Origin of the sequence: Pseudarthrobacter sp. NPDC058196 (assembly GCF_042882685.1) — a bacterium.
Classification (GTDB): Bacteria; Actinomycetota; Actinomycetes; order Actinomycetales; family Micrococcaceae; genus Arthrobacter.
This window is the reverse complement of record NZ_JBHVVN010000001.1, coordinates 255875-271062: the sequence shown is the minus strand read 5'-3', so window position 1 is coordinate 271062 and position 15188 is coordinate 255875. Positions and strand designations below refer to the sequence as shown.

The window sequence follows — 15188 nt, the reverse complement described above, 5'->3', positions numbered from 1 at the left end:
TTTTGAGAATCCTCCCAATGTCCGGACCCTTTGCCCTCGAGTACCGTCAAGGTCAGAAGCTGGAGCGCCGAGCCATGAACCGGTCCACCAATTCGTGCTCAACCTCGAACGTTCATCTGCAACATCAACTGCCCTCACCCTCGGTGACCGATGGGAAAACAAGCGAGGACAAGAATCGCCGTTCTGAAACGGCCGGTCTTAGACAGGAGTTTCTTATGACCAAGGCGTCATTGAAGGTAGCCACCATTCAGTTCGAACTTCGACAGGAGAAGAGCCTCCGCCAGTACTTGGAGCACATGGAGAGCTTCGTGAAGCGTGCCGCGAAACAAGGTGCCGAAGTTGTGCTCTTCCCCGAACTTGCCAGTACTGGACTTCTTGCTGCAGTTGAAGACCATGACGTCACGACTGCCTCCATCGCTTCCGACTATTGGCACTTCCTGCCACATCTGACGGACGATATCGTGGCAGGTCTTGTCAGGATGGCACGTGAGAACCAAATTGTCGTCGCTGGTGGAAGCCACAACCGCGTCGCAGAAGATGGGTCGCTCCGGAACACGGCTTTCATTGTGCACCCGGACGGGCGCGTTGAATCCCAGGACAAGATCCACCTGACACCCCAAGAGCACGCCCTGGGCGCCAGGGGTGGCGACGAGTTACTCGTGACAAAGATCGGCCCTTTTACTGCTGGGCTTTTGATTTGCGCCGATATCCAGTTTCCCGAACTGACACGCTACCTCGTGCACAAAGGGGTCGACCTGATCCTTTGCCCATCTCTCACCTGGAACCGACGCGGAGTGCACCGTGTTCGTACCGGATGCCAGGCGCGGGCTATAGAAAACCAGCTGTACGTCGTCATGTCGCCGCTGTTTGGAACCAACGGACTTCCGACTGATTCGCCCATGTACGCAGTAGGCAAAGCGCTCGTGTCCGGGCCGGTGGATAAAACCGTAGGGATCAACGATGGAATTTTGGCAACCACGGACTCAGCTGAAGAACAAGTTCTGATCGTTGACCTTGATCACGACCTGCTGCTGGCCTCAAGGGCGAATCCAGAAGCACCCGGCCTGGCCCTCCGCCGGTTGGACCTTTACGCAAAGCTTCAGGCGGAAATGGGAGCATAATGCTGGTCTATCAGCACCGGGTCAGGAATCACGAAGTCGATTCGCAAGGGTTCTTATTCAATAGCCGCTACCTTGAAATTGCTGACGTAGCAATGACTGAGTACTTCCGCAGCATCGGCTGGCCCTACCCCAAGCTTGTAGCCCAAGGTACTGATCCCTCCGTGGTCAATGCAGTTGTGGCATTCAAGGCTCCTGCTTATTTCGACGACACCCTGGACGTCGACGTCGAATGCCGCAAGGTCGGAAACTCCAGCTTCACGTTGGACGTTCGAATTAGCCGTGACTACGCAGGGTTGGCCGACATCGAGCTCGTTTATGTCAATGTCGACCCCAGCGCAGCAAGGTCCCGGCCGCTGCCCGAAGCAGTGGCATTTGCCCTCCGAGAGGCCCTAACAGGCAAATCACAGTGAATTGCCGCGCTTCCTGCCTGGAAGCACGGATGGCTGGCGGTCCCCTCTACGGGCCGCCGTTCCTGAGCACCACATCAAACCAGACATATAGGAGAGTAACTAATGGCGGTAACTACCAACTACAAACCAAAATTTGACTCGAACAATGTAAAGGACTTCGGCCCCGCACGAATCGAGCACAGGACGGCGGCTTCAGAACTTACACAGCTGGGCACCTACCTGATGACCTTCGATGGGACAGAGTTCAGCGACCCTTGGACGGTGCAATACGAAGAAACGATCTATGTGATCGAGGGACAGGCCCGCTTTGTCGTCATCAACGGCGAAAACGAAGAGTCTTTGGTCGGGGACCCTGACGAGCTGCTCGTTCTTCCAAAAGGAACCACCGTCCAGTACGGTGCCTTGCCAGGAACGCGTCTTCTACTGTCCATCGCACCGGTTAACTGGCGTGACGCAGGCGTTTAGGCGGCGGTGGCATCACGGAAGTCCTACTTCATAAAGCCCTGCCAAATGCGAAGGCAAGAACCACGGCCGAAGGTGCGTCGTGAAGAAGATGGCATCCAGGCCGGCATGTGATTCTGGAGATGGGGCACTGTCAACGACGGCCGAAAAGTGAGCCATTCGGCCGCCGAGCCGTCACAATGGCTCACTTTTCGGCCGTCACCGACACGAACCGCGGAGGCAGCGTCCACCCCCATGCGGGATCTCTTCCATCTGGGTCAACGGCTGACATAATGCCTCAACTCGATTTCACTTAGGTAATCTGCCAGCGGAAGGGCCGCCAACCCCCAACTACCGGCGAAGCTTCTACCTCCAGGAGGTTCCGTCACTTTCCGATGGTAGGCACCTAAGCGCCGACATGTTCTCAGGACTGTTCCGCTGACAGCTGTACCCCGAAGCAGACCCATTTCCCACAACCGCCGTCGGACTCGCGGGAACTTAGGCAGTGCCTTGCTGTTTGGAGTACCGTCTGGCATAGGTTCAGTGACAGGCGTAGATTCAGCTCTATTCGAGGCGGCATTTTTTACAGGGAGCCTGGAATGGCTGGATGGAATGCGGAGAACGCGGCCGGACCTGCCGGACAGGGGGCCGTGACTTTGGTGGCGGGATCATCATTCTGCATCTCGCTGCAGAATGGGGATATCTTCCCTCATCATCCTCACGGGGTTTTCTACCGGGATACAAGGATCTTGTCACGATGGTCGCTCACGGTAAACGGGCAGCCGGTGGAACCGCTGGGGGCGTGGAACCCTTCCCCCTACCAAGGCACGCACATCGGGAGGGCCGCGCGTTCCGATGGCCGGGCCGACAGCCCGCTGATGGTGGAACGGAATCGCAAACTGGGTGCCGGCATCGTGGAGGACATCACTATCCACAACTATTCCATGCAGCCGGCGGCCTGCGAGATCGTCCTCTCGGTGGATGCGGACTTCGCTGATCTTTTCGAAGTCAAGGACGGTCGATTCCACCGTCTCTGGGAGCATACGCGGCGCACTAACGCGGGGTCTGTGACGATCGAAGCGGCTTGGCAGGAGACACGGAAAGGGATCGTCGTGCGCGTGTTCAATTCCGAAGCCAATGCTGAAGGCTTCGTCCTCAGCATGACCATCCCAGCGCATAAACAGTGGACTGTTCGGGCGACAGTGCTCCCGCTCGCAGCCGAAACCGAAATCGATGCGGATACACCGAACGTCTCCCTCTCTGCCGCTATGAGCTCGGCGCAGGAGCAGCTACAGCAGGCGTGGGAGGCACGTATCCCCCTTCCCCGCATTGGCAATCCCTCGATCGAACGAAGTCTCCTGCGGAGCCACGACGATATCGGGGCCCTGCGCATTGTTGACCCCGAACATCCGGACCATATGGTCGTCGCGGCCGGAGCACCATGGTTCATGGCGCTCTTCGGGCGGGACTCATTGCTGTCCTCCTTCATGGTCCTGCCGCTCGACGCAACGCTGGCACTGGGCACGCTGCAGACTCTCGCGGACAGGCAGGGCACGAAGGTGGATTCGCTGACCGAGGAGCAACCTGGCCGAATTCTGCACGAGGTGAGGCTCGACGTCGGAACCCGCCTTGCTCTTGGCGGCAGATCCGCATACTACGGCACGGCCGACGCCACGCCCCTGTTCGTGACAGTGCTCGGCGAGGCGAGCCGCTGGGGACTCGCGGCAGAGGACATCGCGGCGCTGGTGCCCCACGCCGACCGTGCCCTGGACTGGATTCAGTGCTACGGCGACCGCGACGGCGACGGGTTCGTGGAGTACGAGCGCCTGAACGACCAGGGCCTGATAAACCAGGGCTGGAAGGACTCCTGGGACGGAATCAATTTTGCCGACGGCAGCCTCGCGGAGGCCCCTATCGCATTATGCGAGGTTCAGGGCTACGTTTACAGTGCCTATATCGCCCGGGCATGGATGGCGTACGACGTCGGCGACGAGGCTCTTGCCCATGATTTCCGGGAACGTGCAGAGCGGCTGAAAAAACAGTTCAACGAACAGTTCTGGCTGCCCGACCGCGGGTACTATGCGATCGCACTGGACCGAGACAAGCGCCAGGTTGATGCCTGTGCCTCCAACATGGGCCACTGCCTCTGGTCAGGAATCGTGGATGAGGACAAGGCACCACAAGTTGCCCGCCGACTTATGTCCCCGGAAATGTTCAGCGGCTGGGGCGTGCGCACCCTGGCAACGGACATGGGGGCTTACAACCCGGTCAGCTACCACAACGGCTCCGTCTGGCCCCACGACAATGCGCTGATTGTCGCAGGTTTCATTCGGTACGGCTTCGTGAAGGAAGCGCAGCAGCTTTCCTCAGCGCTGATGGAGGCCGCCGAATATACCGACAACAGGCTGCCCGAATTGTTTTGTGGGTTCAGCCGGTCCGCGTGCCCCGAACCTATCCCTTACCCGACGGCCTGTTCACCGCAGGCATGGGCATCGGCGGCCCCTGTGATGCTCTTCCGGAGCCTGCTGCGCTACGACGCCCACGTCTCGCTGGGCAGGCTGTGGATGGACCCCGTGTTACCGGAAGCCTGGGGAACCCTGCATACCACCAACCTGCCGGTGGGCGGGGGGCGGGTGACGCTCGATGTGTCGGGATCCGATGCGAAAGTTGAAGGATTGCCTGAAGGCATGGTTTTCCACAGGGGGACACGTCCGCCGCTGGCAGACTTCGTCGAGCTTGACAGATTGCGGCGGTATTGATGACTTCTCAAATCGCCAGCATTAGGAAGTCGGTGACCTGCTTCGCTGGAGTTCCTACGATCGCACGATGGTCGCATCGGCCCTTCTCCAATTTTGACGTATATGGACACAATTTAGTGTTGGGGTACCTACCTGAGCCGTTCTTCGGCACCCGCGGTCGGCCGCCACTAGAACAGCATCCAAGGAAACGGAAGCATGCGCACGCATTTGACCCACTGGGGAGCTTTTGAAGCTGAGAGCGATGGAAAGGCTCTGCTGTCTGTCAGGCCCTGGTCCCAGGATCCGGACCCGCGAGACCTTTTGGCTAACGTGTCTTCTGCGCAACATCACCCGACTCGTGTTTTGCGTCCCGCAGTTCGTGCTGGGTGGTTGGAACGTGGGCCCGGAACCGGTTCCGGGCGAGGAAATGAACCCTTTGTAGAGGTTTCATGGGACCGGGCAATTGAGCTGGTGAGTGCGGAACTGGGGCGCGTCTACCGCGAAAAGGGCCCCTCCGCTGTGTACGGATGTTCTTATGGGTGGGCCAGCGCCGGCCGATTTCATCACGCGCAAAGCCAGATCCACAGATTCCTCAACTCTCTGGGAGGATATGTTGCCGGCGTAACCGACTACAGCTACGGCGCCTCTGGCGTGCTTCTGCCGCACATCATCGCTGCCTCCCCCGATCAGGTCATGGCCCGTGCAACTTCATGGGAAGTGGTGATTGACAAGACAGAACTTTTCGTTTCCTTCGGGGGAATTTCCGAGAAAAACAGCGGAATCGGGCCGGGCGGAATTGGTCGTCATGTCGCCAGAGATGCCATCCGTAAAGCGGTGGCCAGGGGGTGCAGATTTATTGATGTGTCGCCGATTGGGGACGATACGTATAAGGAAGCGGAAGCCGAGTGGATTGCGCCGCTACCTGGCAGCGACGCCGCCCTGATGCTGGCACTCGCGTATGTGCTGGACAGTGAGAAACTTGCCGACGAAAATTTCCTTTCTCGGTATTGCGTTGGGCTCGACAGGTTCCTGCCGTACCTCCGAGGTGAGGTAGACGGTGTTCCGAAGGACCCGCGGTGGGCTGAAAAGCTAACGGGCATTCCTGCTGCTCGAATCTTCCAGTTAGCGCGCGAAATGGCTGCCTCGCGAACAATGATAAATCTGAGCTGGTCCATGCAGCGGCAGCAGCACGGCGAGCAGCCGATCTGGCTTGGGGTCACAATCGCCGCGATGCTTGGGCAGATAGGGTTGCCTGGCGGTGGTTTCCAGCACGGTTATGGATCATCCGCAGACGTAGGGCTACCTCTACGAGTCTCCAGTGCGCCGTCATTCCCGCAAGGTCGCAATCCAGAGACTTCTTATATTCCTGTGGCGAGAATTTCCGACATGCTGCTCGAGCCCGGCACTCAGATAGATTTTAACGGTCAGCGGATTACGCTGCCGGAGATCGAGTTGATTTACTGGGCCGGCGGTAACCCGTTCCACCATCATCAGGATTTGGCCCGGTTCCGGAAGGCGTGGGCCCAACCAGCTACGGTTATCGTGAATGAACAGTTTTGGACCAGCACGGCCCGTCATGCTGACATAGTGCTTCCAGCAACAATGTCAATCGAGCGGGATGATTATGGGGCAGGTCGAAACGACCCGTCGTTTTTCCCGATGCATGCACTCACGGCACCTCCTGGCAGTGCAAGAGACGACTATGACATTTTCGCCGCGATAGCAGACAAACTCGGCCGGGCGGAAACGTTTACGGAGAACCGGGATACGATGGGCTGGCTCCGTCACCTGTACGGGGGGTGGAGAACCAAGCTTGGCGATCGTGGTGTTGATGTTGTCGACTTCGACACCTTTTGGGAATCAGAGAGAATTGAGATCCCAATTATCGAACCGCGCCAAGTTCTATTCTCTGAATTCCGGCAGAATCCTGAGAAGTACCCACTCGGCACTCCCAGCGGCAAAATCGAGATCTTTTCCTCGACGATCGCGAGCTTCGGTTATGCCGATTGCCCGGGCCACCCCGTGTGGATCGAACCTGACGAATGGCTCGGTTCGTCCGGCGACTATCCCCTGCACCTAATCGCCAATCAGCCAAAGACAAAACTTCATAGCCAACTTGACATGGGTGCGACGAGTCAGAAATCCAAGATTCAGGGGCGAGAACCGCTTCGAATGAACCCGGCTGATGCCGCCGCGCGCGGCCTCGAAGACGGACAGGTTGTACTGGTACGGAATGACCGCGGAAGTTGTTTAGCGGGTTTGGCGATCAGTGCTTCCCTACGGCAGGGCGTCGTTCAGCTTTCGGCCGGGGCCTGGTACGACCCTGCGCCGAACGACCCTTCCTTTTGCCGGCACGGGAACCCTAATGTGCTGACAGCAGACAGACCATCCTCCAGCCTCTCACAGGCTACGACTGCGCAGCACGCACTTGTCGAGGTGGAAGCCTGGCCGGCTGAAGTCCCCAACCTCACCGTGACAGTTCCACCCGAACTGATCCCAGAGGTATAGCATCTTCAGCCGGAGCAGTCGCGAACACCGCCTCCTGCCCAGCCCCGCTAATTTTTTCGTCATCGCTCTGTTCCGGATTGGATGTTCCGGTCATAGCACACCAACGACGACGGGAGCGGGTCACAATCTTGAGGGCAGTAAACAAGGATGAGATCCGCTGGGCGCCATGGCCAGGATTTGGGGTCTGTACAAGTTTCCAAATGTTCCGCTGTCGAATGTCTTATGGATCATTCTGTATATAACTGCTTGAGTTTCTCTAGGGAAGCAAGATGGCGGCCTTACGGTCGACTGCGACTTCACCTAGCATCAGCGAATCGGAATGAAGGATACCAATGTCCACTGGAGACCAAGGATTGAGGAGCGCCACCGGCGCCCATCCTGGCAAGCGGCGTCTGAAAGTAAGCGACATTCGAATTGTCAACAAGGCTGCCCTGAGACGCGCTGTCGCCGGAACAGTCGTCGGAAACATCATCGAATGGTATGAGTTCGGAGTATTTGCCTACCTCATAACTGTAATGGGGCCCGTCTTCCTGCCACAGGCCGACCCAACGGTCCAGGCTCTGTACCTGTACGGAACATTTGCAATCACGTTCGTTGCCCGCCCCCTGGGCGGCGTATTCTTCGGATGGTTGGGAGACAGGATCGGCCGGCGGAAAGTCCTCACGTTCACGCTGCTCCTGATGGCCGTCGCCACGTTTGGTACCGGACTGCTCCCGGGCTACGCCGTGATCGGTCTGTGGGCCCCGGCACTTCTCGTGTTCCTAAAACTGCTGCAAGGGTTTTCGGCCAGCGGAGAATACACCGGAGGTGCGACTTTCCTGAGCGAATACGCCCCTGATCGGCGACGGGGTTTCTACGTTGGGTTCATGGGCTCCTCTTACCTCGGGTTCGCCTTTGGAGCCGGTTTGGTAGCTGTCCTACAACTGAGCCTTAGTCAGGACGCTATGCAGTCCTTCGGCTGGCGAATTCCGTTTCTCATCGCTGGGCCGCTTGGAGTCATAGCTCTGTATTTCCGCTATCGGATCGAAGAGTCACCTACCTTCAGTGCGGTTTTGAAAGAGCGGGCTGAGGAATCCCGGAAAACCGGCGAGTTGGCAAAAAACCCCGGTATCGTACAGGTCATTTGGACCCACGGACGTTTCATTCTGCCGGTAATGGGCGTTGCAGCCGCCGGCAACGTCATTGCCTACACCATGACGTCATTCACTCCCACGTACCTGAACCAGACGCTCGGGTTCCAAGGAGCCCTCGGCACCCTCGTGATCTTTCCCCTCTTCGTCCTCGCTGCCTTCGCAACCCAGTTCTTTGCCTCGCTCTCGGACAAGATAGGCAGGAAGCGGATCCTGTACACCGGCGCAATCCTCGGCGTCGTGCTTCCGGTTCCAGCGTTCATGATGATGGGGTCCGGCGAAGTCTGGGGCGCACAGCTCGGCACACTTTTCATCATGATCTGTGCCACTCTCTTTTCGTCGAGCTACGCTTCTTCGCTGCCCGAACAGTTCCCCACCCCGGCGCGTTCGAGCGCTCTCGGGCTCGCATATAACGTGGGAAATGCCGCCTTTGGCGGCACAGCTCCACTGGTTGTTGCTGCCCTTATCGGAGTCACTGGGAACAAGATGGTGCCCGCTTACTACCTGATGGGCGCTGGCGTTCTGGGGCTCATTTCCGTTTTGTTCCTCAAAGAAACAAGTAGGAAACCACTAAACGGGTCTATGCCCAATGTGGAAACAGCGGAAGAGGCTCAACACCTCGTTGATACCCAAGACACCAACAAACTCCTCAACCCCGCGGAAATGCCTCTCACCTTAGGTGCCCATTCAAGCACCGAGCGTGGAACGCGCATCTAGCCACCTCAGCGGCTCCTGGGTATAAGCTGGTCGATCTTCTCGAGGGATTTTATTTCCGAGCGTGCGTACTGGCTGTGTATACATCTGCGAGATTCAGGAAATATTCGTGACTCGTTTTTGGGTGGGATCGGCGCTCTATGTGTACCGTCGTAGCGAAACCGAAATCCAATGCGAGATAGTCGACCCTAAGTATCGGGAAGACGGCATTGCAATGAGCAGGCGGCCTACTGCAATCCCGAACTCAACAGAGGCGACCAGGTTTTGAATCAGTGACAATCAGCACATCTGGCCGGATTGACGTAGATATTGTCGAGAATTCCGCGCTAGGCAGTCTTTGCTGTTCGGCGCGGAGGACAAAGAATAAATGCAGTTGTGACCGCAGCGGAAGCCGCAGCGGGATGAATGAGAGAGAGCGAACGTGACAAGAATTGGCATCGTGGCCGAGTTGGGTCATGAGAAGAGGGTGGCGGCGACGCCCGCAACTGTTAGTCAAATAATTCAGTTGGGCTACGAAGTCGTAGTCGAAAAGGGCGCCGGGGAGGCAGCATCTTTCCGTGATGAGGCATACCTTGCTGCTGGCGCCCTGATTGTTGGCGCAGACGAAGCCTGGGGCTGTGCGATCGTGCTGCGGATCAATCCGCCCACTGAGGATGAGATCGCCCGTCTCACCGAGGGTGCCACGCTGATTGGGTCGTTGAGCCCTGGATTGCGGCCTGAGTTGGTGGATGCATTGGCGGGGCGTCCGATCACGGCGCTGGCGCTGGATGCGGTGCCGCGGATCTCCCGGGCCCAGTCGATGGATGTGCTCAGTTCGATGGCGAACATTGCCGGGTACCGTGCCGTGATCGAGGCGGCCCACGAGTTCGGCCGGTTTTTCACGGGACAGGTGACCGCGGCGGGCAAGGTTCCGCCCGCGAAAGTGCTCGTCGCGGGCGCCGGCGTCGCCGGGTTGGCGGCGATCGGCGCTGCGAGCAGCCTGGGCGCGATTGTCCGGGCGACGGACCCCCGGCCCGAGGTCGCGGACCAAGTGAAGTCCATCGGCGGAACTTACCTCAAGGTCGAGGTGGAGGAGGAGATGAAGTCCTCCGACGGGTACGCCAAGGCGACCTCGGAGGCGTACAACCGGCGCGCTGCCGAAATCTACACCGAACAGGCGAGGGACGTTGACATCATCATCACCACGGCCCTGATTCCGGGTCGTCCGGCACCGAAACTGCTCACGGCCGGTGACGTCGCCGAGATGAAGCCGGGCAGCGTCATCGTGGATATGGCCGCTGGGCAGGGCGGAAACGTTGAAGGCTCCGTGGCCGGGGAACGAATCGTCACCGAAAACGGTGTGATCATTCTCGGCTACACGGATCTCCCTTCCCGGCTGCCGGCCCAGGCCTCGCAGCTGTACGGGACCAACCTGCTAAACCTTCTCAAGCTGCTCACAAAGGACAAAGACGGTCAGCTGAGGATCGACTTCGACGACGTCGTTCAACGATCAGTGACGGTAGTACGCGAGGGAGAAAAAACCTGGCCCCCACCCCCCGTCCAGGTCTCGGCGGCACCCGTTGCGCAAGCGGAAGCCACTCGCGCCGGTGCGCGCTCCGCCGACAAGGCGGAAAAAAAGGCGGGGCTGGGCACTGGCGGCAAAGCCGTTCTTATCACCGCAGGAATCGCTGTCCTCTTTGGCATCAACGCCGTGGCTCCGGCCCCGCTGCCGCAGCACTTCACGGTGCTGCTGCTTTCCATCGTGGTCGGATTCTACGTCATCGGCAAAGTCCACCACGCCCTGCACACCCCGCTAATGTCCGTCACCAACGCTATTTCCGGGATCATCGTCGTCGGCGCGCTGCTGCAAATCACCTCTGAAAACCTCATCGTGCAGGCCCTCTCAGCTGTGGCTGTCCTGCTTGCCAGCATCAACATTTTCGGCGGTTTCGCCGTCACTCGGCGCATGCTCGCGATGTTCTCCAAGGGAAATAAGGCACACGGATGAGCCCGGTACGCGAAGCAACAGGAATTCTTACAAGGAGCACCGCAGTGACTGACACCGCATCCGGTCTGTTGACCGCCGAATCCGTAGCCGGAGCAGCGTACATCGCAGCGGCCCTGCTGTTCATACTCAGCCTTGCCGGTCTCAGCAGGCACGAAAAAGCACGCGCCGGCGTCATCTACGGCATCTCCGGAATGGTCATTGCCCTTGCAGCGACCATCTGGCTGACCCTCCGAGACGCATGGGGCTCGGGCCACGGCCTCACAGGTCTCATTCTGCTACTGGTCGCGGTCCTGGTAGGCGCCGCGATCGGCCTGTGGCGGGCCCGCGTAGTCCTAATGACCGGGATGCCAGAACTCATCGCCCTGCTACACAGCTTCGTCGGCCTCGCCGCCGTGCTCGTCGGCTGGAACGGGCACCTGGAAGCCCCCAAACTGCCCGAAGCCCTCCAAGGCATCCACCACGCAGAAGTCTTCATCGGAGTCTTCATCGGAGCCGTCACCTTCACCGGCTCCATTGTGGCCTACCTGAAACTCTCAGCCCGGATGAAATCCTCACCGCTGACTTTGCCCGGCAAAAACGGCATCAACCTCGGCGCCCTGGCCGCGTTCATCGCCCTGACCGTCTGGTACGTCAACGACTCCCAGCTCTGGCTCCTCATCGCCGTCACCATCCTCGCCCTCGGGCTGGGCTGGCACCTCGTGGCTTCCATTGGCGGCGGCGACATGCCCGTTGTCGTCTCCATGCTCAACAGCTACTCCGGCTGGGCCGCAGCGGCCGCCGGTTTCCTGCTCAACAACGACCTACTCATCATCACTGGCGCCCTGGTCGGATCCTCCGGCGCCTACCTGTCCTACATCATGTGCAAAGCGATGAACCGGTCCTTCATCTCCGTGATCGCCGGCGGTTTCGGCATCGAAGCCACCAAGACAGGAGACACCGACTACGGCGAGCACCGCGAGATCTCCGCCCAAGCAACCGCCGAAATGTTGACCAATGCCTCCAGCGTCGTCATCACCCCCGGCTATGGCATGGCCGTCGCGCAGGCCCAGTACCCTGTCGCGGAACTCGCCCAACAACTCCGCGACCGCGGTGTGGACGTCAAATTCGGCATCCATCCTGTCGCCGGGCGCCTGCCCGGACACATGAACGTCCTCCTCGCCGAGGCCAAAGTCCCCTACGACATCGTCCTGGAAATGGACGAAATCAACGAGGACCTCAACGAAACCTCGGTCGTCCTCGTCATCGGAGCCAACGACACCGTCAACCCCGCGGCAGCCGAAGATCCCGGCAGCCCCATTGCCGGTATGCCCGTTCTCCGCGTCTGGGAAGCCGAGAACGTCGTCATCTTCAAACGATCGATGGCTCCTGGCTACGCCGGCGTCCAAAACCCCCTCTTCTTCAGGGACAACTCCCAGATGTTGTTTGGCGACGCCAAACAAAGAGTCGAGGACATCCTCAAGGCGTTCTAAAGGGAAGTGGCGAATCCCAGCCGAATCTGTTAGCTATGGCGGCTGCCGGAGGATCTCCTCCGGTAGTCGCCTGAGCGTATTTAACAAGGCGAGGCGTCGGTATCGAGTGTCTCAGGGCCGTTGCGTCGTGACGATCCCTGGCTGCTTACTGGATGGCGTGCGGGAATCTTGCTAGTGGGTCGCGCCGAGTTCGACGAGCAAGACGCCACCGATTACGAGGATTATTCCAAGGCCCATCAGCCAGGTGAGCGGTTCCTTGAATAGGAATTTGGAGATGCTGGCTGTGAGAGCGACCCCTGCTGCTGCCCAGATACCGTAGGACACCCCCAGGGGAAGGCCATTAGCTAAGGTGAGGGTGAGCATCATGAAGGCGACGAGGTAGCCGGCGGCAACCCCGCCATACCAGCGCCTATTGTCGACAGCGAGGCGAAGGCTAACAGTGCCCGCGACTTCGAAGATGATTGCGTCGGCGAGGAACACGTAGGCCATGACGCAGACTCGGCTTTCTTGTGTCCGGCTTGCACTCCGAGTTCGAGGCTTATGACTTTGAGCAAAGCACTCCATGAAACATGGATGAATGGGGAGCCGGGACAACCGGCAGAGGGTGGCCGTCACTCCTGCCATACCGCGTGAGTGACCGCGGCGGTGAGCACTCCGACGACGATCCGGCCCCGGCGAACGACCACAGGTGGTGCAGCCAAAGCTTCTGATCGGGCATTGCATCCCTCCTCGTGAACCGGCATGAGGTTCAGGCTTTCACCAAGAGCATGGGGAGCAACAGAGACTTTCTGCCCGGGTCGGGGACACCTGTGGGGCGGCATCGGGGCCGTGGACCCGGGGCCGCCCTTTAAGGGGACACGTGATCAGGCGCTGACCGCGTGATGCAGACGACTTTAGATGCCTGCCGAATTGCTCTCCAGAGGTCTATCACTGGCTCATTAACCAATTATTCGTTACAGGAGTTAAATAGCGCTAGAATTGACTCGTACATCAGTCGAATGCGACAGAGAGGCGAGACATGACCGTCGTCGACGAGCCGAAGGCCGGGCCTCCGTCTACGCGGGTTGCGACCACGTCCAGCGGACCGGGCGCCGACCAGAACGGCAGCCACCGCAGGGAGCGGGTCTTCACCCGCCTGTCCTCGGATGAGAAGCAGCGGGCGGAGTACTGGGCGCGGCGGCGCGGCTACCCCTCCGTCAACGAGTACTACGCCGAGGCAATCGCCGAGAAGGTCCGGCGCGAGAACCTCGACTTCGACATCCCCGATCTGCTCACCGCGCGTATCAACCAGGTGGTCGACGAGCTCAAGGCGCTCTCGACGAACAACGCCAACCTCGAACGGGTCGTAACCATGGGCTTCGACAGCTTGCTCGGATTGACTCGCGGGGATAACTACCTCTTGGACGAGGAGAACGGGGAGCTGACGTGAGCCAGGGGCTGAACGAGATCATGCCCTCCACCGACGAGCTGATGGACGTGGACACGTCCTTCCTCGACGCCTACCGCACCGGTGGGAGCGAGGGTCTGAAGCGGGCCCAGCAACGGGCACAGCAGCCTGAGCCGGAGCGGGACACACCGGAGAAGGCTGAGGCCCCGCAGCCGAGCACCGAAGACCCCGACCGGGACTCCGGTGCCGGCCAACGGGGAGGCTCGGGAGCAAGCAGCGCTACTCCCCCGGCCCAGAGCGACGCCGTCGCCGTGGACCCAGCGGCGACGGCGCACGTGCACGACGACGCAGACGATGAAGCACATCAGGCGGTCCTGTCGGTGTCGCCGCCTGAAGATGCCACCCTCCTCCCATCCGTCCCGCTCCAGCACACTGACCATCAGGATTCCGTGCAGTCTGCGGCGGCCAGGGGCGGCTCCGGCGGAGGGGACGAGGGCAGCGGGGCGTTGCCTCAGACCGGCTTCCGGCTCGATGGCGTGAAGAGCCAGCCGGCGGTCCGGGCCCTGCCCGAGACCATCGTCGGCGCGCTCCGCAAGCAGCTGCGCTCAGCAGCCGTCCGTGAGCTCGGTGTCGGCGACACCGCAGCCCGGGAGTTCGCTGAACGGTTGAGCCAGGCGAGCCTGGTCACGGCCTTCCTGCTGGCCCAGCTCGATCTCGGGCTGGCGACCGATGCCGCCACGCGGCGCGCGGCGCAGCTGTTCCGCTCCCGGGATCCGCTACTGGGCAGTATCGCCGCCCGCATGGAGACCCTGGAGCGGTGGGGCCGCGAGCAGTCCCAGGGCCTGGCCGCGCTGCACGGGCAGCTGGGCGAGGTGAAGGAAACCAGCGCCGCGATCGAACAGGCGGTCGCGTACTCGATCGCGGACCGCACGAGCAACTTCCTGCGCGGCTCGCACGATGTCCACGAGGCCCCGATCACCCATAAGGACGCCGTCTTCGTGCGCGACCGGGTGCGCGAGGCAACGAAGAAGCAGGCGAAGCTCGAGCGCGAGCGGGAAGGGCGGCCGATCCGGTGAGCACCGCCACGCACAGGAGTACAGCGACCGACGCCGAGCGGTTCTGGGAGAAGGTCGACAAGGAGGCGGGCAGGCTCGACGGCACAGGCTGCTGGAGCTGGACCGCCTCGGGCCGCTTCGGCCTGTCGAACGGCGGGTCCTCGGTCACGCCGCGCCGATACGCCTGGGTACAGGCCGCCGCCGACGGGTAGAAGCTTTCTTCCTCAA

At 60.3% G+C, this 15188-nt stretch carries 12 protein-coding genes; 11 read left to right on the top strand and 1 reads right to left on the bottom strand.

Annotated elements, in window-relative coordinates:
• Window positions 1-17: 17 nt before the first annotated feature.
• The 8 genes from ACFVVC_RS01270 (at window position 18) to pntB (ending at window position 12518) form a co-directional block, all read left to right on the top strand.
• Entirely contained in the window at window positions 18-1121 is a 1104-nt protein-coding gene (locus tag ACFVVC_RS01270) for a nitrilase-related carbon-nitrogen hydrolase (protein ID WP_387448114.1), read from the top strand.
• On the top strand, window positions 1121-1531 hold the full coding sequence (locus tag ACFVVC_RS01265) for an acyl-CoA thioesterase (protein WP_387448112.1): 411 nt from the start codon (window positions 1121-1123) through the stop codon (window positions 1529-1531). Before ACFVVC_RS01270 ends, ACFVVC_RS01265 begins: the two co-directional genes overlap by 1 nt.
• 102 nt (window positions 1532-1633) lie before the next feature.
• A complete protein-coding gene (locus ACFVVC_RS01260) occupies window positions 1634-1996 on the top strand; it encodes a hypothetical protein (protein ID WP_387448110.1) in 363 nt (120 codons plus the stop codon).
• Between the two features lie 575 nt (window positions 1997-2571).
• Window positions 2572-4731 carry a glycogen debranching N-terminal domain-containing protein gene (locus tag ACFVVC_RS01255; protein ID WP_387448109.1) on the top strand — a complete coding sequence of 720 codons (2160 nt, stop codon included), beginning with the start codon at window positions 2572-2574 and terminating at the stop codon, window positions 4729-4731.
• Window positions 4732-4926: 195 nt separating this feature from the next.
• Window positions 4927-7218 (top strand): molybdopterin-dependent oxidoreductase, encoded by a 2292-nt coding sequence (locus ACFVVC_RS01250; protein WP_387448108.1) that lies wholly within the window; start codon window positions 4927-4929, stop codon window positions 7216-7218.
• A gap of 332 nt (window positions 7219-7550) precedes the next feature.
• Window positions 7551-9065 (top strand): MFS transporter, encoded by a 1515-nt coding sequence (locus ACFVVC_RS01245; protein ID WP_387448107.1) that lies wholly within the window; start codon window positions 7551-7553, stop codon window positions 9063-9065.
• A gap of 418 nt (window positions 9066-9483) precedes the next feature.
• Window positions 9484-11049 carry a Re/Si-specific NAD(P)(+) transhydrogenase subunit alpha gene (locus ACFVVC_RS01240; protein WP_387448105.1) on the top strand — a complete coding sequence of 522 codons (1566 nt, stop codon included), beginning with the start codon at window positions 9484-9486 and terminating at the stop codon, window positions 11047-11049.
• Window positions 11046-12518, top strand: coding sequence for a Re/Si-specific NAD(P)(+) transhydrogenase subunit beta (gene pntB, locus ACFVVC_RS01235; RefSeq protein WP_387448104.1), 1473 nt, complete (start codon window positions 11046-11048; stop codon window positions 12516-12518). Before ACFVVC_RS01240 ends, pntB begins: the two co-directional genes overlap by 4 nt.
• Window positions 12519-12689: 171 nt before the next feature.
• Here pntB and ACFVVC_RS01230 read toward each other — a convergent pair whose 3' ends face one another.
• The gene (locus ACFVVC_RS01230; protein WP_387448102.1) at window positions 12690-13007 is read right to left on the bottom strand and encodes a DMT family transporter; all 318 of its coding nucleotides are present in this window, start codon (window positions 13005-13007) and stop codon (window positions 12690-12692) included.
• A gap of 529 nt (window positions 13008-13536) precedes the next feature.
• On the opposite strand from ACFVVC_RS01230, the gene ACFVVC_RS01225 reads away from it, so the two are divergent.
• The 3 genes from ACFVVC_RS01225 to ACFVVC_RS01215 are packed head-to-tail and all read left to right on the top strand — an operon-like array spanning window position 13537 to window position 15172.
• Window positions 13537-13947, top strand: coding sequence for a hypothetical protein (locus ACFVVC_RS01225; RefSeq protein WP_387448100.1), 411 nt, complete (start codon window positions 13537-13539; stop codon window positions 13945-13947).
• Window positions 13944-14981 carry a hypothetical protein gene (locus ACFVVC_RS01220; protein ID WP_387448099.1) on the top strand — a complete coding sequence of 346 codons (1038 nt, stop codon included), beginning with the start codon at window positions 13944-13946 and terminating at the stop codon, window positions 14979-14981. The genes ACFVVC_RS01225 and ACFVVC_RS01220 overlap by 4 nt, the downstream gene beginning before the upstream one ends.
• Complete coding sequence (locus ACFVVC_RS01215) at window positions 14978-15172, top strand: hypothetical protein (protein ID WP_387448098.1); 195 nt, start codon at window positions 14978-14980, stop codon at window positions 15170-15172. Before ACFVVC_RS01220 ends, ACFVVC_RS01215 begins: the two co-directional genes overlap by 4 nt.
• Window positions 15173-15188 lie beyond the last annotated feature (16 nt).